This is a genomic window from uncultured Maricaulis sp. (assembly GCF_947259345.1).
Lineage (GTDB): Bacteria > Pseudomonadota > Alphaproteobacteria > Caulobacterales > Maricaulaceae > Maricaulis.
In genome coordinates this window covers 147,760-167,270 of the sequence record NZ_CAMYLS010000027.1, presented here as the reverse complement: position 1 = coordinate 167,270, position 19,511 = coordinate 147,760, and the positions used below count along the sequence as shown (strand labels likewise).

General features: G+C 59.8%; 19 protein-coding genes. 14 read left to right on the top strand and 5 right to left on the bottom strand.

What is annotated here, in order from left to right:
- The first annotated feature begins 42 nt into the window (after nt 1–42).
- The 8 genes from Q0X62_RS12370 to Q0X62_RS12335 all read left to right on the top strand — a co-directional run bounded on the left by Q0X62_RS12370 (nt 43) and on the right by Q0X62_RS12335 (nt 6,887).
- Nucleotides 43–2,361, top strand: coding sequence for a heavy metal translocating P-type ATPase (locus Q0X62_RS12370; protein WP_297736200.1), 2,319 nt, complete (start codon nt 43–45; stop codon nt 2,359–2,361).
- A 207-nt stretch (nt 2,362–2,568) separates the two neighbouring features.
- Nucleotides 2,569–3,171 carry a DUF2231 domain-containing protein gene (locus Q0X62_RS12365; RefSeq protein ID WP_143742905.1) on the top strand — a complete coding sequence of 201 codons (603 nt, stop codon included), beginning with the start codon at nt 2,569–2,571 and terminating at the stop codon, nt 3,169–3,171.
- A gap of 32 nt (nt 3,172–3,203) precedes the next feature.
- A complete protein-coding gene (locus tag Q0X62_RS12360; protein WP_158025552.1) occupies nt 3,204–3,647 on the top strand; it encodes a nuclear transport factor 2 family protein in 444 nt (147 codons plus the stop codon).
- Nucleotides 3,648–3,659: 12 nt separating this feature from the next.
- Entirely contained in the window at nt 3,660–3,965 is a 306-nt protein-coding gene (locus tag Q0X62_RS12355; protein ID WP_121211477.1) for a hypothetical protein, read from the top strand.
- Complete coding sequence (locus Q0X62_RS12350) at nt 3,962–4,396, top strand: periplasmic heavy metal sensor (protein ID WP_121211479.1); 435 nt, start codon at nt 3,962–3,964, stop codon at nt 4,394–4,396. The genes Q0X62_RS12355 and Q0X62_RS12350 overlap by 4 nt, the downstream gene beginning before the upstream one ends.
- The gene (locus Q0X62_RS12345) at nt 4,383–4,952 is read left to right on the top strand and encodes an RNA polymerase sigma factor (protein ID WP_170150442.1); all 570 of its coding nucleotides are present in this window, start codon (nt 4,383–4,385) and stop codon (nt 4,950–4,952) included. The genes Q0X62_RS12350 and Q0X62_RS12345 overlap by 14 nt, the downstream gene beginning before the upstream one ends.
- 57 nt (nt 4,953–5,009) lie before the next feature.
- Nucleotides 5,010–5,732 (top strand): PepSY domain-containing protein, encoded by a 723-nt coding sequence (locus tag Q0X62_RS12340; protein ID WP_121211483.1) that lies wholly within the window; start codon nt 5,010–5,012, stop codon nt 5,730–5,732.
- Between the two features lie 138 nt (nt 5,733–5,870).
- On the top strand, nt 5,871–6,887 hold the full coding sequence (locus tag Q0X62_RS12335; RefSeq protein ID WP_267896459.1) for an acyltransferase: 1,017 nt from the start codon (nt 5,871–5,873) through the stop codon (nt 6,885–6,887).
- A gap of 11 nt (nt 6,888–6,898) precedes the next feature.
- Here Q0X62_RS12335 and Q0X62_RS12330 read toward each other — a convergent pair whose 3' ends face one another.
- Both Q0X62_RS12330 and Q0X62_RS12325 read right to left on the bottom strand, forming a co-directional pair.
- A complete protein-coding gene (locus tag Q0X62_RS12330; protein ID WP_121211487.1) occupies nt 6,899–7,225 on the bottom strand; it encodes a copper-binding protein in 327 nt (108 codons plus the stop codon).
- A 1,519-nt stretch (nt 7,226–8,744) separates the two neighbouring features.
- Entirely contained in the window at nt 8,745–8,999 is a 255-nt protein-coding gene (locus tag Q0X62_RS12325) for a hypothetical protein (RefSeq protein WP_047158062.1), read from the bottom strand.
- 410 nt (nt 9,000–9,409) lie between these two features.
- Between Q0X62_RS12325 and Q0X62_RS12320 the strand changes: the two genes are divergently transcribed.
- The 4 genes from Q0X62_RS12320 (at nt 9,410) to Q0X62_RS12305 (ending at nt 15,486) form a co-directional block, all read left to right on the top strand.
- The gene (locus tag Q0X62_RS12320) at nt 9,410–10,165 is read left to right on the top strand and encodes a hypothetical protein (protein ID WP_297736170.1); all 756 of its coding nucleotides are present in this window, start codon (nt 9,410–9,412) and stop codon (nt 10,163–10,165) included.
- Nucleotides 10,162–12,366, top strand: a complete 2,205-nt coding sequence (locus tag Q0X62_RS12315) for a Mu transposase C-terminal domain-containing protein (protein WP_297736167.1) — start codon at nt 10,162–10,164, stop codon at nt 12,364–12,366. Before Q0X62_RS12320 ends, Q0X62_RS12315 begins: the two co-directional genes overlap by 4 nt.
- A complete protein-coding gene (locus Q0X62_RS12310; RefSeq protein ID WP_121211494.1) occupies nt 12,359–13,261 on the top strand; it encodes an ATP-binding protein in 903 nt (300 codons plus the stop codon). The genes Q0X62_RS12315 and Q0X62_RS12310 overlap by 8 nt, the downstream gene beginning before the upstream one ends.
- A 68-nt stretch (nt 13,262–13,329) precedes the next feature.
- Complete coding sequence (locus Q0X62_RS12305) at nt 13,330–15,486, top strand: TniQ family protein (protein ID WP_170150444.1); 2,157 nt, start codon at nt 13,330–13,332, stop codon at nt 15,484–15,486.
- A gap of 328 nt (nt 15,487–15,814) precedes the next feature.
- On the opposite strand, the gene Q0X62_RS12300 is transcribed toward Q0X62_RS12305, so the two are convergent.
- Nucleotides 15,815–16,294, bottom strand: coding sequence for a nuclear transport factor 2 family protein (locus Q0X62_RS12300; protein ID WP_297736158.1), 480 nt, complete (start codon nt 16,292–16,294; stop codon nt 15,815–15,817).
- A gap of 88 nt (nt 16,295–16,382) precedes the next feature.
- Nucleotides 16,383–16,565, bottom strand: a complete 183-nt coding sequence (locus tag Q0X62_RS12295) for a hypothetical protein (RefSeq protein ID WP_297736155.1) — start codon at nt 16,563–16,565, stop codon at nt 16,383–16,385.
- A 61-nt stretch (nt 16,566–16,626) separates the two neighbouring features.
- On the opposite strand from Q0X62_RS12295, the gene Q0X62_RS12290 reads away from it, so the two are divergent.
- Nucleotides 16,627–17,535 (top strand): GNAT family N-acetyltransferase, encoded by a 909-nt coding sequence (locus Q0X62_RS12290; RefSeq protein ID WP_297736151.1) that lies wholly within the window; start codon nt 16,627–16,629, stop codon nt 17,533–17,535.
- 28 nt (nt 17,536–17,563) lie between these two features.
- A complete protein-coding gene (locus Q0X62_RS12285; protein WP_297736148.1) occupies nt 17,564–18,127 on the top strand; it encodes a molybdopterin-dependent oxidoreductase in 564 nt (187 codons plus the stop codon).
- 2 nt (nt 18,128–18,129) lie between these two features.
- Here the strand turns inward: Q0X62_RS12285 and Q0X62_RS12280 are convergent, their stop codons facing one another.
- A complete protein-coding gene (locus tag Q0X62_RS12280) occupies nt 18,130–19,473 on the bottom strand; it encodes a S41 family peptidase (protein WP_297736145.1) in 1,344 nt (447 codons plus the stop codon).
- Nucleotides 19,474–19,511 lie beyond the last annotated feature (38 nt).

The following is a 19,511-nucleotide window of genomic DNA, read 5'->3' as shown; positions in this document are numbered from 1 at the left end:
ATGAGTTGTCAGCATTGCACATCAGATAAGGCCGACGAACATATGCATCACCAGCCCGTCGCGACCGATCCGGTCTGCGGCATGGAGGTGCGGCTGGGTGCCGGCAAGCCCAGCTACGAGCACGCGGGAGACGCATACCATTTCTGCTCGCAGCGCTGTCATGATCGTTTCGCTGAGGATCCCGAGCATTTTTTAAGCGGAGCCCATCGTGACGCGTATGAAGACATGCCGGCAGGTACGACATACACCTGTCCAATGGATCCCGAGATCATTCGCGACGAGCCGGGTGATTGCCCGATCTGCGGCATGGCGCTCGAGCCGATGGGGGTGCCAACCGGTCAAGAGGGGCCCAATCCTGAGTTAATCGACTTCACACGTCGCTTCTGGTTCGGTGCCGCCCTGACCCTTCCGGTCCTGGTTCTGGCGATGGGGCCGATGCTTGGTCTCGGCTTCCTGCGCGAAGCCTTGGGTGAGACCCGCGCGGCTTGGGCTGAGCTGGTTCTGGCAACACCTGTCGTCCTGTGGTCGGGTTGGCCTTTTTTCGAGCGTGGCGTGAAGTCAGTCATTAACCGTCATCTCAACATGTTCACCCTGATCGCGATGGGAACCGGTGCGGCCTATCTTTTCAGTGTGGTGGCGGTGTTGGCGCCTGGACTATTTCCGGACGCCTTCCGCCACGCGAACGGTCATGTGGGCGTCTATTTTGAAGCGGCGGCGGTGATTATCGTTCTGGTGCTGCTCGGGCAGTTGATGGAGTTGCGGGCCCGGGAACAGACCGGTTCGGCGATCCGGGCCCTTCTGGATCTGGCGCCCAAGACGGCATTGCGGGTCAATGTGGATGGGGACGACGAGGAAGTGCCTCTCGAGCATATCCGTGAGGGCGACCATTTGCGTGTCCGTCCGGGCGAAAAAATTCCGGCCGATGGTGTTGTGGTCGACGGCCGGTCCTCGGTCGATGAATCGATGATTTCCGGTGAGCCCGTCCCGGTCGAGAAGGTCAAGGGCGAGGCGGTCACCGGGGCGACGGTCAACGGCAATGGGAGTCTTGTGATTGCGGCTCGCCGGGTCGGCAAAGACACGGTGTTGAGCCAGATCGTGGAAATGGTTGCCAATGCCCAGCGCAGCCGAGCGCCCATCCAAAAGTTCGCTGACATGGCGTCGGGTCGTTTTGTGCCGGCCGTGATCGTCGTCGCGGCGATCGCGTTCATTTCCTGGTCGGTCTGGGGACCTGAACCGGCTTCGGCCTATGGCCTTATCGCGGCCGTTTCCGTCTTGATCATCGCCTGTCCCTGCGCACTGGGCTTGGCCACGCCCATGTCCGTGATGACCGCAACGGGGCGAGGCGCCCAGGCCGGAGTTCTGATCAAGAATGCTGAGGCGCTCGAACGATTCGCCAAGGTTGATACACTGATTGTCGACAAGACCGGTACGCTGACCATGGGGCGCCCCGAACTCGCGGCCGTGATCGCGTTCGCGGGCCATCTGGAGGATGACGTCCTGCAAATGGCCGCAAGCCTCGAGCGCGGGTCCGAGCATCCACTCGCGGAGGCCATAGTACAAGGCGCCAAGAGTCGCGGGGCGACGATGGAAGTCGCCGACCAGTTCGAGGCCATCACGGGCAAGGGCGTGACAGGCCGGGTCTCCGGAAAGGCTATTGCTCTTGGCAATGCTGCGCTCATGGATGCCGCGGGCATTTCGGTCAGTGAGACCGCAACCGCCGACGCCAATGCTCGCCGGGACGAAGGTGAGACCGTGATGTTTGTTGCGATTGAAGGCCAACTGGCCGGCATGGTCTGCGTGGTCGATCCGATCAAACCGAGCGCGGCCCAGGCGCTTGAAGATCTTCAAAAGCTGGGATTCCGGCTGGTGATGGCAACCGGCGACAATGAGCGCACGGCCAGATCGGTTGCGGCCAGGCTCGGGCTGAACGATGTGCGGGCTGATGTACTGCCGCGCGACAAGGCCCGGATCGTGGAAGAGCTCCAGGCGGACGGGTGCAGGGTCGCCATGGCCGGCGATGGCGTCAATGACGCGCCCGCTCTTGCGCAGGCCGATGTTGGCATTGCCATGGGGACTGGCGCTGATGTGGCGATTGAGAGCGCCGGCCTGACCCTTGTGAAAGGCGATCTGACCGGCATTGTCAGGGCCCGCAAGCTTGCCCTCGCGACTATGCGCAATATCCGCGAGAACCTGTTTTTTGCCCTGGTCTACAATGCTGCTGGCGTCCCGGTGGCGGCTGGCATTCTCTACCCGGTCTTCGGCATCATGTTGTCACCGATGATAGCGGCTGCGGCGATGAGCCTGTCTTCCGTCTCGGTCATCACGAACTCCCTGCGCTTGAGGTCGGTCCGCTTGGGCTGAGGGAAAACTCGTGGACGTGCGTATCTCCATCAAACCAAGGTGGAGATACGCGTGTCCGGATTTCGAATAGGCATGATGGCGGTGTGTGCCATCGTTGCAGCGGTCAGCTTTTCCGCAGGGGGGTGGAGCCATCCGCCTGCGGAACACGATCCGCCCGCTGCCGGACAAGTTGAGCCAGCGACCACGTCACGAGATGCTGAGCCAAGCGTGCGACCCGCGTCCGAACCGGCTGCGATGCAGATGGATGGGTCTGGTCATGTGCATGATGGCGAAGAAGCTCTTCATATCGATGAGCTTGATCACGCTGACGTGTTGTCCACGACGGCGGCCGGGCACGCCCATTGGGGTGAACGGGGCGCTTCGACGCCTTTCGAGCGGGCCATGTCGCGACTCGGTGCTTTCCACTCGGTTGCCGTACATTTCCCGATTGGCCTGATCCTCGCCGCTGCCCTCGCACAGGCACTCACATTGGCTGGGCGTTTGCCCGCTGGAGCGGAAACGGTCCGCTTTCTCGTTTGGACAGGCGCGGCGGCAGGAGCGCTCGCTGCCCTGCTGGGTTGGGCTCATTCGGGGCCAATGGCTGCCGGCGAGACGGGGGTGATGTTAGCGCACCGGGTCATCGGCACCGGCCTTTTGGTCGGCTTGGCCGGGCTTGCACTGCTGGGGGAATGGGCGCGCAAGACTAGCAGTCAGACGCCGGCGCTTCTCTTCTCGCTGACGCTGTTCGCACTTGCCGCAGCCCTCATGCTCAACGGCTTTCTTGGCGGGGCGCTCGCCCATGGCGGCTTGCGCCACCTGTTCGGTGGCTGACACGAATTCGAGACCCGCAAAGGAGATTGATGATGCATCGTACTTTGGCTTTGACGATGGTTTTGGCTACGAGCCTTTCGACAGCCGCCCTCGCGAACGAGGTGGACGAGATCGAACAGGTTCTGGAAAACTATTCCGGTGCCCTGTCGGACGAGGATGTCGTGGCGGCCGAACGCTGGGTGATGGCGGACGGAGAAGACTTCACCATTTTCGAGGGAAGTGGCAGTGATATCGGTTGGGCCGTATATCGCGACCACCATCTCGTGCCCGAATTTGCCGCCGAGCACGTGACATTCCATGTGTACGACTGGTCAGGGTATTCTGTCCAAGTTGATCAGGAAATGGCATTTGCGACCTTCGACATCCGGATGGAGTATGAAGTCCGGGGCGAGGCCCGTGAACGGGATGCCCACGGCACCGCTATTCTGGTCCGCACCGGAGATGGGTGGAAGCTTGCCCATCTACACACATCCTGACGGAGGGCTTTGATGTCCGATGAACACATGAATGATGTCCTGGAACGGATCGCTGCCGATCATACAAGTCTGGACCTCGAGCGCTTCCAGAAGAATGTTTGGGACGGTCTTGAAGCGCCGGCTCGTCGTGTGCCGGACATTTCGGGGCTATCAACTGGCCTGGCGATCCGTGCCGCACCTGCCGTTCTGGCGCTACTGGTCGGTAGCGTCGTCGGGGTTGGCCTGGCTCCGTCTGGCGAGCCCGACTTGCTCGCTGTATTTGGCGCCCGTGCCGAATTGCCTTTGACAACCCTAATGGGCGAGGGGACTGAGCTGTGATCTGGCGCGCAGGCGTTACAGCGGCAATCTTGGGGCTTCTGGGCGGACTGGCAGGCGTGTGGCTGGGCGCTCAGCTAGGCAATCGTTCCGATACCGTGACGGTCAGCCTTCACGCCGTGATTCACGGCCAGCTCCATTTGACCCGCGATCAGGAAGCGGAAATCGAGGCCTTGGAGGCGGATTTTGCTCGCGAAAAATCTGCCTTCGACCAACGACTGGCAGAGGCCCGGCACGCGATCGGCACGTCCTTGATGGAAAGTCGGGAAATGTCACCGGAAGTCGTCGAGGCTGCAGAGGCCCTTCATGATGTGATGGGCGAATTGCAGCTGTCCACGCTCAATCACATCCTCGCCATGCGCGCCGTGATGGACGTCGAGCAGCGCGAAATATTCGATGCGCGCCTGGCGGCGGCCCTTGATGCCGAACGCTGACGCCCCCGGTCTGACGCCCAGCGACGAACAATTGGCTTGCCGGGCGCGGGCGGGCGATCGAATGGCCTTCAATCGCCTGATGCAACGCCACGCGCCCCGGCTGGTGAATTTCCTCGAACGGCAGCTCGGCAGTCGGTCCGATGCCGACGATGTTGCGCAGAACACTTTTATCGCCATCCACCGAAACCTTCACCGCTTCGACGAGACCCGCGCCTTCGTAACCTGGATGTTTGTGATCGCCCGGAACAAGGCGAAGGACCATCATCGCCGCCGCGCGGTGCGCAACTGGATAGGCCTGGAAGAACCTTCGGTGCCCGCGCCAGTCGATCCGACCACACCTGAACGGATCGTTTCTGACCGGGATGAGCTGGCGCGCGTGAATACTGCCATCCAAGCCATGCCCGAGGGTTTGCGGACACCGCTCTTGCTTTCCGTAATCGACGGGATGAGCCACGCTGAAATCGGATCGGTCATGGGCTTGTCTGAAAAGGCTGCGGAAGTGCGTGTCTACCGGGCGCGCAGGCGGTTGCGGGACAGCTTTCCGCCTGAGGGATAACCCGATGGGCTGCGTACGGGACGTTCTGATTGCTCGCAGATCGCCCCGGAGGCCCCCATGACCGTGCTGCTTCGCTGGACCCTTCGCATTCACAAGTGGCTCGCCCTGGTGGTCGGAATTCAGATCGTACTATGGATTGCCGGCGGCGTTGTGATGAGCGCCTTGCCGCTGGACCGGGTTCGCGGGGAACACAACATCGCGGAGTTCACGGCACCGGCGCTCGATGTGTCAGGGGTCCTGCCAGTGCAGGCCGCACTCTCTGACCTCGCGATCGGAGGGGCGCTTGAAGCTATCGATCTGCGCGTATGGCAGGGCCGTGTCGTTTACTGTGTCACCGAACTGAGCGGGGCGAGCGTACTCGTGGACGCCGAGACAGGGGAACGCCTCACACCGATTTCCCGTGAAATGGCGATTGAGATAGCCAGCGCCGATCATGCTGATCGACCGGAAATCGCTGCCGTTCGATTCTTCGATGAACCGAGCTGGGAATACCGTCGCTCCGGGTCGGCCTGGCGGATCGATTTCGCGGATGGCGAGGGCACGCGCATCTATGTGTCTCCGGAGACAGGGATGGTGACTGCGCGCAGGAATGATACCTGGCGCGTCTTCGACTTCTTCTGGATGCTCCACATCATGGACTATGAGGAGCGGGAAAACTTCAACAATCCCCTGCTGATCACAGCGTCGGTGTTTGCATTGGTTACGGTGCTCGCCGGCTTGCTTTTGCTCGTCTTGCGTTTGCAGCGCTTGGTCCGAATGGAATTGGCAAAGCGCCGTTAAGCAGATCGTCGGCTTGAGGGATGCGCGCGTCCTCCGCGTATTCTGGCAAGGGCCGATGGAGGGACTGACATCGCAGGTTTGATAACGATCGGGACGGCATTCGCGGGTCGCGACAATCGGCTCACGCCGATCCGTCTGGTGTTGGCGGCTGCCGTGCTTGCTGAACATGCAATTATCGTTACGCAGGGGCCCACGTTGCCGCCCCCATTGGTCATCAATGGCTGGTCGCTCAGTTATGCGGCGGTAAATGCTTTTTTCGTCCTGAGCGGTTTTCTGATCGCCGACAGTCTCGAGCGTCGATCCAATCCATTCCAGTTCGCCGCGGCGCGCATGCTTCGGATCTGGCCAGCGTTGCTCGCTCTTTCGCTTCTGGCCGTCCTGGCCATTGGTCCAGTTGTAACAGACCTGAGCGCCGCATCTTATTTCGGCTCATTGCAGACGTTGAGCTTTCCCGTCCAAGTACTTGGCTTTCTTGATACGAGCCAGGGCCCCGCAGGCATCTTCTCGGACAATCCTTGGGCGGGCGAGTTCTCGGCGACTCTCTGGACCTTGCGCTATGAGGTGCTGGCCTATGCTGGTGCTGCGCTGATTTTCTTCTCTCCGCTGCCTTGGGGGCGGGGCGCTAAACTTTTCCTTTTTGTCGGAGTGACCGCCGCTTATTTGGTCGTCCGGTCCTTCTGGTCCGATGCGCCGGCCATGATCGAGAGCGGCCTGCGTCTGGCGTCGGCGTTCACTCTGGGCATGCTGGTTCATGTTTGGCGTGAAAAGATTCCGGTTCTTCCTTGGCCGACCCTAATTGTATTGCCGGTCTGGATTGCGTTGGGCAGTCATCCCTTGGCAGAGGTATTTCTCAACCTCACACTGGCGTCCATATTGTTTGCGGTCGCCTTTGCAGGGCTGGGGCGCTGGCCGACCGGCGCCCGCCTGCCCGACTGGTCCTATGGTATTTATATCTGGCATTATCCCGTCATGCAGGTGGTGCTGTACTGGTATCCAGCGGCGGACCCGCTGGAGGTCGCCATTTATTCAATTCCCGTTACGCTTTTGATTTCCGCCGCGTCCTGGTCCTGGATCGAGAAGCCCAGCTTGGCGGGCAAGGCTGGATTGGGCCGCTGGTTGGAGCTGGCTTTCAAGGGGATGCGGCCATCCCCCTGAGGCCGGCATGGTCAGTGGTGTGATAATTCGGCGTCAGCGATCTGGAACCCGTCCGCAGTATTCACGACGGTAATCATCAGGTGTGCACCTGGCCGGAAGAGATCGAAATCCACGGTCTCAGCTACAGAGAAGCGCATCGTCATGGCCGACATGCCCAGCTCGGTAAGAGCTTCATGACTGACGACAGCAGTGCGCCCATCAGCGTCGGCTGTCCGCACCTCCGCCGCGACCGTCGAGCTGGCCTCGGTATGCCCGTGATGGTTTCCATCGTGGCTAGGCTGATCATGGTGGTCGACTGTCGTGAAGATCAGGGCAGACGCGGCAATAAGTGTGATCATGGGGTCTCATTTCTGGGTTGATGAAGGGACTTCAGCATTACGCGCAAACTGGCGTCACCCCTCACGCAAGCAAGCCGCCAGCACGTTGGCCAGCGCCGACTTTACCCCGAGCGTAAGCCCAGCAAAACAAGATATCACCGGCCTATGAGGAAGCGCGCCGCATCACATGGGCAATCTGGCAGCTGCGGGTTTAAGGTGCATTTTGAAATAGTCCGCATCTAGTTGGTTTGGAATTTGCGGGATGCTCGAGTTCTTCCCGTAGCGCCGGGGAAGATGCGCTGTTGGTTGAACGTGTGAAACGCAAGGTGTCCCGGGCAATGACATCCATGTCTACATGAATTGACCCGACAGTGGGGAGATCGCGTTGCCAAATCGGCGCCCGCGCTTCAGCCGGCGTCTTCTTGTCAGGCGACAACTATGGGGCGTCGGTTCGCTCAACTTTCCTGTTGTCACCGCGCCGTTGCCAATTGGAACTTATTGTTTTTCTTGCATTATTGGAATTCTGTGGTATGGTCATCACAACTCTTATTCAGAAAATATGGAGGTCGCCGTTGCGGCTCTTTTGTCTCCGCCTGCCGTCGGAAGAAACGGCTATTGCGTCGCTCAGTGAGTGGGTTGGCCACGCGGGCTCGCCCAGACGCATTCCGGAATGGGTCGGTGGAAAGCGGCAGGCCCTGGATCAGCATTTCCCGTGCTTCTTCGGGCAACCTGGCAGTATCTCCCGCCGCATGGTCCGCTGCGAGCGCTTTCCAGACGATGCCGAGAGTGTTCGCATCACTCAGTCCGAGCCGTACATGCAATCGACGGAGCGGGCAGTCCTAGCCATCGCGGCGATTGAGGGCGATTGTCGTAGTTTTAATTTTGACGGTCACCTGGATGTCACTAGTGCAGAGGGATCTATCTTATTTCTCGCTGGTGAGGTGTACCGCGCCAGGAGCTATGATGCTGATCCGGTGTTCTGGCCTTGTATCGTTCAGTCGCCGGCGGACATTGGTCGAGCGACGCCATGGTTTCCCTTGATCCTGCGCCCATTCGAGCTTTCCGAGTGGTTTCGTCCTACCTACGGTCACACTGACTTGATCCGTGATCTCCCAACTGGTTCGCTACGCGTGAAGCATACGAGCTATACTGCGGAGCGACCGAGGTCGGCTTTTGAAGTGAAGCCAGCTCGCGAGGCATGGGAATCCTTTGGATAGCCTAGCCTAAGCATAGCAGGGTTTCAGCTCTCTCGGGCCCCGGCTGAAGTGGGGCGGGCTTTACGTAGTCGGCCCCACCTAAGCCGACACCTGTTCAATCTGGGTAAAATTTGGCGGGCGCGATCTACCAGCTGTGCGCGAGGCTCGTGGCGCATCGAGCTGGTGGCCGCCCTAGAAGGCTTATTGATTTGCAGGGTTGAGCGTCTATCGAAGGTTTCTGAGCCATTTCGTTGGAGTTTTTAGAACGCCAAGTGGTCTTCCCGTCAGGCGAGGTGCCTGCCCTCCAAAACGCACTAGTAGATGAGTCTCTCAATAGGATTAGATCAGGCGTCGAGAGCTTTGATCAGAAAGAGTGGATGATCAGCTTGATCAGCGACCCAGTCGCCGAGTGCGATCAAATTTAACTGTCGCATCGCGATCACTTCATCGAGCTCGTTTGCTCCCGGCACGTTCTTGTTGAGCTCTGGCGGGCCGTTGTCCGCCCAAGTAATTGAGATAACTTGCTGAGTGTCGCCGAGACCGCTCACGCCCCGTGCGATATGGTCGTGCTCGGAATATTGCGCGAAAAACTCGGCCACTGCTGAGCGTGTCCCCTCTACTTTCAGTGTCGAAGGCGAGTTGATAATAGCAGCGTATAATACGCTCGCCGCTGTTGCTTGGCCCAGCTGCTCACTTTCGCGCGGCGGAAAGCCAAGTGACGAAGCCCAAGCGCGGACCGCGAGAGCCGCGACGGACCTTGTCCTCATTTTTCCACGCGTGCCATCGCTCGGACCTAGGTGCCCTCGGTGTCGCCAGTTCCGTTGACCGTCCATTGCCAAGCTCGTCATTTCCGCAACTCGCTTAGGTCCGTGTAATGTCTCTTCAATTTCGAACTTCATTGCAGCTCTTGTCCTTGCCCAGCCGCGAGCATTAACCATAGACTAAAAAAATTTGTCAACTTCCTTAAATTGACATTGACAATTTTTACTCGTCATCGCAAATTATGGTCATGACCGATAAAGCCACATTCGCGCCGCGGGGAAGCCGCGCTTCAAAATTTCGCCAGCTCGGACTCTATCAAGGCGCGGAGCCCACGAGGACCTGGAAGCCCGGAAAGGTTTGGGTCGCACGCGACGGGATTTTCGCCAAAACTCCCAAATGCCTGAATTCATACGCGCCGTTTGAAAGCCACCTCGAAAGCTTAGGCCACCTCCTTCTTTCGGTAGACCCTCGCATTCAATACTATGTCTGCCAGCCGAATCCGCTCCTCTATTGGATGGAAAGCAATGATAGCGGGCGAGTTAGGCGTGAATACACACCTGATTTCATCGCTTTGAATAAAGACGAACGCCTTTTTGCTATTGACACGAAGGCAAGCTACTTCGCTGAAGCGGACCAATGGGTGTCGCGAGTAGCCGCTATTCGCCAAGCATATCGTTTTGATCACGGCGTCGAATTGCTCGTCTGGACGGAGCGCGACCTTTACGCAGAGCCCAGGCTGTCAAACGCGCGGACGATGTACCGCCACCGGCATGCACCGCAGGATCCGTCGAGTGAATACACGGTGCGACGTACGCTTGAAGCACACGGCGGCGTCTCAAGCATCGGCCAACTCTGCGAAGAAGCATCAATCGAAGCGCGTTGTCAGATGGCCGAGGCCTTTGGCTCGGTAATGCGCTTGGGCCTTGCCGGCGAGGTCGTACTCGCTTCAGGCGCAAAGTATGGGCGCAACACTGAAGTGCGGTTCAATGAGGCCGCTGAATGACCAGTTCTCACCTCAAATCAGTCGAGGTTCCACATGGCAATCTCTATCCCCGGCTGAGACTTGTTGTCGGCGATAGTGTTTGGATTAACGGTGAGGAGCACTTTGTCCAAAAGCGCCAACGCGACAAGTGGATACTTATTCACCTCGAGACACAAGAATTGCTGATCGAAACCGATCTTCGGTTGGTCGACCTCTATGGCTCTGGGAAACTTAAATACCGATCCCGATCATCTATGTGCCCACCCCTTTCTCCGATGGCACCGCACCTGGAAGACCCACACGCGCGAGCCGCCGCGGCGCTCAAACATGACTACGTGAAATATGTGATGCAGCATCCGACCGGATTTCGAACAAGCCGGAAGTGGCTCAAGGATCGGATCGCCGAGAAAGCCCTTGAACGCGGTGAGGAAACCTCGCCCTCGCCTACCTCGGTGCTCAACTGGAAGCGCTTGCACGACGCCCATTTCCAAGAAATCGGCCTCGCCGCTTACGCTCCGCGTCATGACCTGAAGGGAAAAAGGGGCTCAAGGCTCCCCGAAGCGAAAAAGGTCGCGCTTGATCGCGCTGTCGACCGGTACCTTCAGGGCGGTTCGATAAAAGATGCTCACCTCGAGGCACTGAGCTACATCTCTGACGTCAACCGCTCGGCGGAAGGCAAGAAATATAGCGAGTCCGCTCCGCTCAAACACCTCGACGAGAAAGGACTTCTGACGCCGCCGAGCCTGTCGACGCTTGAGCGCGAGATTCGCAGGAAGGTGTCGCCTTTCGTGAAACAGGCGGGACGTATCGGCACATACTATGCGCGTAAGAATTGCCAGAGCTACCAGACGCGTGGGTTGCCTGATCGCCCTTACGGCGAGGTTGAGGTCGATTTTACGCCTGTGGATCTCATTCTCGTCGACGACAACCGCGTCATTCTCGGACGTCCTTACCTTATCGCGTTTCTGGACCGCGCCACCCGCATGGTTGTCGGGTTTTCGATCTCGTTCGACGTCCCGGGCTACGCTTCCGTTCTAGACGGTCTGCGCAATGCAATCTTTCAGAAGCGCATTGACCATATCGATGGCCTCAATGACGAAGACTGGCCTTGTATGGGCCGGATTGAGAATCTCTACATCGACAACGGAAGAGAGTTTGCCAACGGTCACCTCTTGGCCGCTGCTGCGGACCTGGGCTTCAATCTCATTCGCCTTCCCCCGCGTGAACCCTGGCACAAGGGCCTTGTCGAACGCTTCATGCGCGAAGTGGCGCGCTTTAGCCACCGCTTCCCCGGCACGACCCACTCTAACGCGGTTCAGCACCGCGATTACGAGGAGCCGGAGGCGCCTGTTTTGACGCTGTCAGAGTTTCGTGATCTCGCGACCAAATGGATCGTCACGGACTACAATCGGCGGCCGAACCGGGGACTCGGCAGGGCGCCGGGGGTTCCAAGGGCACCGATCGACGCGTGGCGAGACAAGCTGGACCTTCTCGACAGCCCGAGCCTTCCCAGCGAGGAGCTCTTCATCGCGCTCGCTGGGCAGACCGCCGAGCGTACGGTCCAGAAGTACGGCGTTGAATGGGATCATATCAGGTACTGGTCGCCTGACCTGGATCGCATTCTCGCCCATCCCGATCACAGAGGTCAGTCGTCCAAGGCTTGTTCAGCCAAGTACCACGTCCGCCGCGATCCCTACGATGTCTCTAAGGTGTACCTCGACAACCATCACGCCAAAGAGGTCATCGAGCTTCCGGTCGTCGACAAGTGGCGGAAGTACACCAAGGGGCTCTCTGTTTTCCAGCACCGGCTTTGCCGCGAGCACGAGCTGATGCGGGAGGAACACCGCAGCGACCCGGAAGCGCTCTGGAAGGCTAGGGCGGCCCTGATAAATGCAGGGATGGGTGCCCTCCGGTCGGGCCGCCGCAAGCAACTCGAACGCAAGCTCACCCGCTATCTCTACGGCAACCGTGCCCATCCGGGCGTAAGCGAGCTCGTATTCGAGGATCAGTGTGGAGGCGAAGCAGATCTCATACCCCTGACCGCAGTCCACGAAGAGCCTGTGCTTGTGACCTCGGATCCGACCACCGGTTTGGAACCGCCTCCTACCGGCGAAACCCAAATTTCCAAGATCGAAATCAACTCGGCTGCCGGGAGCGACGACATGGACGAGATCCTCATGCTCGCCGCGCAAGTCAATTCAGGGAGTAGAAGTGATGCGTGACTTCAAGGAACGGCTGCCGGCGGATCGTCAGAGGCAGATGACAAACATCTTCGTTGACCATGCCAACCATCAGCAAGCAACGAAGGCCATTAGGCGATTCTTCAAACCCGTCGAAGGTGGAGTGCCGGGTCGGGGCAATATCTGTGCGCTGATCGGCGAAAGCCGGACCGGTAAGACTTACGGCGCATCTGAAGTTCTGGCGGAATACAAGCCGGAGATCGGAGCAGATGGGATTAAGCGCAGCGTTTTGCTGGTCGATTCTCCCATCGAGGGCGGAGCTCGCGCAGTGCTGGACAGCATCGCCAGCGGACTTGGCATGCAGGTCTCGCTGCGGATGACTAACTCCAACTTAATCCTGGCGATCCTGCGGGAACTCCAACGGTCGGAAGTTCAGTTTGTCATCTTTGATGAGGCTCAGGAGCTCTTCCCTGAGAAGAACAGGAAGGTGCTTAGTTTTTCGCGCAAACTGCTGCGCAAGATGCTCAACCTCAATCAGTTCAACATCCTTTGCATCGGACTGCCGGAGACTTATTCGATCATCGCAGAGGATTCTCAGCTCATCGGGCGCGGCGGCCTGCCTTACAAGCGGCTGCGTCCCTACGACTGGACGGACCCCGTAGACTGCCAGCATTTTCGGGTCCTTTGTCACAAGTTCGACGAGGAAATGCCGTTCGAGCTCTCTGATTTTGCCTCAATGGATTTTTCGAGCCGACTCTTCAAAGCGACAAAAGGATGTATCGGCATCCTCAAGGTCTACATGATCGCCGCGGGCGAAATCGCGCTCGAAGCCGGTTCGGATAGGCTGGAACTCTGCCATTTCGCGGAGGCATACGACGATCGCAAGCGCCCCAATGAGGTTTTCAATCCATTCCGCAACGACCCGTCGCTCTCATGACCGCGGCAATGGAAGGAAATAAGATGGTCAGTGCCCATCAAGACGTAGTGGATATCGCTAGGCTTCCCATGTCGAACTGGCCGGGTGAGGTCTATCCGCACGAGCCCGTTTACGGATTTTTGCAGCGGGCAGCGACCGCCAACTACGCGTTCAGTACCGAGGCCTTTCTGCTCTCGCTAGGCCTGAACGGACTAGACTGGGATTTCGACGAGCAGTTGGAGGTTGTGAACCAACTCCCCATCTACGGTAGCGACGAACTCGCCTGGAACACGCCCAGGCGCACGACTCAAGGCTATGAAATCTGCGGTCATCTGCTCCCCAGTCGGACGTTCTCGAAGGGTCGACGCCGGGTCTGCCCGCTCTGCCTGGAGGAAGAGCGCTATATCCGGATTTGGTTCGACATCGTGCCGGTGGCCGCATGCCCCATCCATGACGTGAGGCTGATCGAGGGACTCGACGGCGACCCGATTGATTGGCGGTACCCGGAGGCCGGCTGGACCCAGCGGGGTGTAATGATTGGCCAAGACCACGCCATACCCTACCCCGCCACCGCGTTGGATCGTCACGTCTTCAACAAGGTAACGGGGGTGGAGACGGCAGAGCCTTCTCACTTTGCTGGACAGTCCTTGCATTCCGTTCTCCGGGCTGCGGTCGTCCTGACCAAGCTCCACCGAGGGATAGAATCGCCTTCGCACACACCATGTGAGCTCCGAAATTTGGCGCAGTTCAGTTTTCCGTCACTGCTTGCGGGCCGAGACGCAATCGTGAAATTTCTCGCGGAGGCTAAGTGGCTGCAGCCTGATTCCGATCAGACTCGCTATCACTCGCGCTGCCACTACGCCCCGCAGCTCACTCGCACCATTCCAACGGAAGGCTTGCGTACGCTGGTCAGCGATTGCTTTGGCGAAGTTCGGGTTCGTAGTGGTCTTGCTACTCCCTCCGGCAGGCTGTCTCAACATGACGGCGCGGACGGGGCCTGGACTTTGGAATCAGTCGCTACTGACTTGAAGCTCGAAAGCAAATATCTGCGCAAGATTTTGGAGGCGGCGGCGGTTCCGACTCAGCGATGCGCTCACACACGGGCTTATCGCCTCAGTAGTGACAACATCGATGCTGTCAGGCGCTATATTGCCACCGCTTTATCTTTGGAGCACGTCGCGGCGGAGCTGGGCTGCACAATTGATGAGGTCGACGAGCTGGTCAGCAGGGGGACCCTCAAAATGGACTTCCGGTGTGATGGGCAGCGCTATTTCCAGGAAGACGCGATCAAAGCCTTTATCGCCCGGGCGCACCAGGGGCGGCGCGAGGGCTTCGACCCCAAGGGAATGCCTCTCGCGTCGTTTGCCGCTAAAGTCGGCATCTCGCTCCCCGCAGCCTATTCACAGCTCATTCGGAATAATACCATTGGCCTGATCGATTATGATCAAGATGCGCCGTTCTTCCATGGTGCGAGGGTCGCCTATTTCCAAAAGACACGCCTTCGGCCCGGTGCCCAGATCAAGAACGCAATCACGTTCGCGAAAGCAAAGGCACGTCTCGGAACGGAAACTGACGGTTTGGCCCAGCTGGTTGAGCTTTCTTACCTGAAGATTGTCGAGGATGAATCTGGCCGATCACGGATTTGCGAGGCGTCTCTCGATGCATTCGAGGACGCCTACGCCAGGGCGGCTGATTATGCCCCGTTGTTGAGATGCTCTGCGCGGAGCGCGCTCAAGTTGCTCAGAAAAAAAGGCGTGGAGCCGATCAACGAGTATGGGAAACGTGTAGTTTGTTTCGTCTCTCGGGAACAGGTTCACAGTCTTGTGGGCATTAGGCTAGAGAGTCGCACCGGCTTCCAAGCCCTTGAGGTACTGCGCGATGAACTTACCGAGAAGTTCGCATCGGCATCGGTGCCTGGAACAGCACGCGTGATTACTGATCCTGCGATTGTAGTGGAGGCGACATCGCGGAATTGGTCATTCAAAGTTACCCGCAAGCCGACACTTGATCGCTATGACCTTGTGGCATTGTTCAGGTCTGTCAATGAGGGCGGCCGTTTGCGGAAGATCCTCGCTGCTGCTGTTGAGCCTGAGAAGATCTGGCCTGGAGCCGAAGTGCGGCGGGAACCTGGTGGCGGCTTCGTACTCGTTGATGGTGTTGGATTCGGTGTTTCGCCGGAGTCTGAAACCTCTCATCTCGTCGACCGAATTGTGGGTCGTGCGCACGAACTTCACCGCTACCTCTAATCGATACAGCCAAATCGTCTAAGGGCCGCCCCCAACTGGGGCGGCGCTTTTTTGCCCGATGAGAGGAAGATCCAACTTGTTCTGCTGAATGAGACGTTTTGTCCAAACTGATTTGACGTTTGGTCTAGCCAAATTGGACGCACGCTTCGGCTAAGATATTGAATGTACTTGCGCAACGTCCAACGACTTGTGACGTCCAACATTTTTCTTGTCTCGCGACAGTCCGCTGCGCGGACGTCTCCGATGAGGCGGCCTGACCGGCCGACGCGCGGTCGCGCTGGCGAACCCGTTGGGTTCACAAGCGTCCAATCCCGACTCTGCTCTGCGACTAATCCATACCGCTGGCTTGGCGGGCTTGCCAGGTGTCCGCGTATTGCTGGAAGGCGATGGCCTGGCCGTCCTGGATGGTCCAGACATGGACGAATTGAGCGTCCATGGGCGTGCCGGTGGCGCTGAACGTGCCGGTATAACGGCCCATGACAGCAACACGGTCACCTTGGGCGATCATGCTGTCCGGCACCGCCTCAAAACCTTCCCATTCCCTCACAACCCGACCGATCACGCCTTCGAGCACGGCGTCTCGGCCGATATAGGGATTATTGTCGGCATAGGGGTAGTTCTCGGCTTCATTCCACACGATCTCGGGGTGGAGGAGGCCGGCAAAGGCCGGCACGTCGCCAGCGGCAAAGGCGTCGTAAATCGCCTGTGCAACGGCCGCGCTTTCGGCATCTGACGTGTCGGATGTTTCGGTCGGCGCGCTGCAGGCAGCGATCGTCAATACGGCCAAAGCGGCAAGAATGCGTCTCATCTCAGTCTCCCCCAATTCTGGAAGAGCAACTCAAACATGCGCAGCCTCGCCTGTCGCGCGAATTCGTATGAAGGCTGGGCGCTTTGCTTCAGCGAAGACACCAAAGCCCGGTACAGATGCCGAAGAAGGCCTGCATGGCGAGGTCGAGCAGGCCGGTGATCACGAGGAGGGGAAGGCCGACATAGAGAAAGCCCAGCCAGACCGCCATCAGGGTCAGGCGCGGCTCGGCAATGGTATGGCCCATGACAGTCTGGGGTCGCTTTCCAAACATCGCTGCGTCCTTTCGGCTATGCTTAACTCTCATTAACCGGATATCCCTAACGCTTCGTCTCATGCAACTTGATCTGGATATCGCTCAGCCGACCTGGGACCTCGCCCTGACGGCCCGGCCCGCCGCGCTCCAGCAGGACTGGTGTTACGGCGAAGCGGTGACGCGGCTTGGCGGACAGGTCATTCGCGCCGGCCTCGTGGATGAGGGTGTCCTGGTCGGTCTGGCCCAGTTCACAACGCGCAAGATTGCAGGACTGGTCAACATGGCGCTTTGCACGCGCGGCCCGGTCTGGCTCGAGACTGTTTCCGCCGCGAAGCGCGAGCAGGCCTATCGGCTGCTGAAAACCGGCCTCGGACTGGGCTGGCCCCGCCTTGCCATCATCACGCCGGACGCGGCGATGGACGAGGGAACTCGGCGCTTGAGCCGGGTGATGACCGGCCATTCCACCGTGACGCTGGATCTGACTCAGGACCTCGATACGCGGCGCGCGGGCCTCGACCAGAAATGGCGCAATAATCTCAAGGCCGCGGAGAAGTCGGATCTGGCTGTCGTCGCCAATGGTACCAAACTCGCCCAGTATCGCTGGCTGCTGGCCAGTGAAGAGGGGCAGCGCGCGGCCCGTGGCTATCGCTCGACGCCGGCGGCCCTTGTGCCCGAATTTGTCGAAGCGCGGCAGGACCGGAGCAGCCTGGTCATCCTGCGGGCCGATTCCGGCAAGCAGAAGCGGGCCGCGATGCTCTTTCTGGTGCACGGGTGTTCGGCCACCTACCAGATCGGCTGGTTGGACCATGAAGCGGCGCCGCGTGGCGCTCACAATCTTCTGCTATGGACGGCGATCGAACAGCTCCGGGCACGCGGGGTGCAGCAGCTGGATCTGGGCGGGGTCAATACGACATCGGGTGCCGGTATTGCGCGCTTCAAGATTGGTACGGGTGGCCAGGTCGTGACCCTCGCCGGATCCTATCTGTGATCTCGATTGCGCTTTGCAGGAGACCCGCATGCGACTGACCATCCTTTCGACAACCACCGCCCTGCTGGCGACTTTCATCGGCGCATGCCAGCCTGCCGCCGAGATTGGCCCGACCGGCCCGGACCTTGTCACCCTCCATGGTCCGCTCTCGCAGTATGACCGCGGCGCCATGCAGGCCGGCGAGGAGCCGGTCTTTGCCAGCTATGGCATCAACTTCGAGCGGGCGCTCGGCCTGAGCGCGTCGGAACTGGCAGGTTTCGACCTTGTCACGGTGGAAACCGATTTCCCGCTCGGCGGCGATCAGCGCAGTTTCCGCGGCCCGCGCCTTCGCGATGTCCTGGCCTTCGCCGGTGCGAACAACCGGTCCGTCCGGGTCACAGCCCTCGATGGCTATCAGCGCGACATCGAGGCGGACCGCTATCAGGCCCATGACGTCATCCTGGCCCTGTATCAGGACGGCCGTCCGCTCGGGATTGGTGGCCGCGGCCCCGCCATGCTGGTCTGGCCGCGCGGCGCCGACCCCGCACTCGCGGACATGAATGACGACGACTGGATCTTCGGCATTTTTACGATCGAGGTTTTGCCGGATTGAGGTCAGTCCGTTCGGGCATTGCCCAGTACGCGCCCATCGCCCAGATGCAGGTCCATGCGATCGGCCGGGCCTGACCCATCCACCACGAAGACGAAGCGGGCATTGTCGTCGCCGTCCAGACGGAAGCGATGATCGCCGAGTGGCTGCAGCGCTGCGCCGGGACGTCCGTCGCGGCTGTAAATCAACTGCCCGTCCTCGACCGAGAAACTGCGAATGCCATAGGCGCCGGCATAGCGGGCAAGCTCGGCCTCGTTGAGTGAGACCGGTGCGGCATTCGCCGTCAGGCCTTCCAGCGCCCATTCCAGCGTCCGGCGAGCGCCGTCATCGGGATCTGTCTCCAGCAAGGCCGCATAGGCGTGGCGCAGGGCCGTATCGAGCGCGGCCTCGGCATCGGTCTCGATGTGGGGGACAACACCGGTACCTTCCCAATTCGTCCCGGTGACCGGATTGCGGGCCGAGCCCGTCGAGACAAAAATCGAGAAGCCGGCATCGGACAGGAAGGTGCCGCCGGGATTGCCGGCGCCGTAGGTCGTCTCCCCGATCAGTGTGGCGCGTTCAAGCGCCTGGAGGTGGTAGGGAAAGGCTTCGCCGGCCGACCCGGTCCGGGCGCTGGTAAGAACATAAAGCGGGACGTCAGGGCGGTTCCCGGCCGGATGCGACGGCAGCGACCACATCTGGTTGGGGTATTCATAGTCCCGCGACACAAAAGTGTTGATCAGGGTCCGACCACCCGGTTCCAGAAAATGGCTGACCAGGTATTGCACCATGGACGGGGCGCCGCCGCCATTCTGGCGCACGTCGAAGATCACGGCATCGGTACCCGCAACAAAGTCGAGGGCCGCGTGCGCCGTGCTTTCGGCAGGCTCGATGGGGGCGAACTGACGCAGGTCAATATAGCCGATATTGCCGGGCAGGATCTCGACGCTGGCAAACCCGAAATTCTGGCGTCTCAGGGGCAGCCATGGATCGACCGGACGCTCTCCCGGGCCGGCGCCGGAGCCTCCGCCTCGGCGTGGTCTTTGCATTGCGGCCGCGGCAGCCTCGGCCCCGACGAAATTGACGCCGAAATGCCGGTCTTCCTCGGCCAGGCGTGTGGTCAGTGCGGTCGCCAGGGCTTCACCGTCACCAAACGCGTCGAAGGCCCCTTCCGCGTGAGCGCTGCGCAGGGAGCCCGCAATCTCGGCTGCGCGTTCAGCATCGAAGAATTCGTCCTCGATAATCTGGGCGATGTCGGCAATCGCGGTGTCACGCGCGGATTCCGTGATGCGCGTCTGGCCCCAGGCCGAAGCGCTGGCGCCCATGACAACAAGGCCGGATACTAGGACGCGAAGGATGGTTCTGATCATGTTGGGCTCCCGTGATGGGACGGAATTTCCTCCGGAAC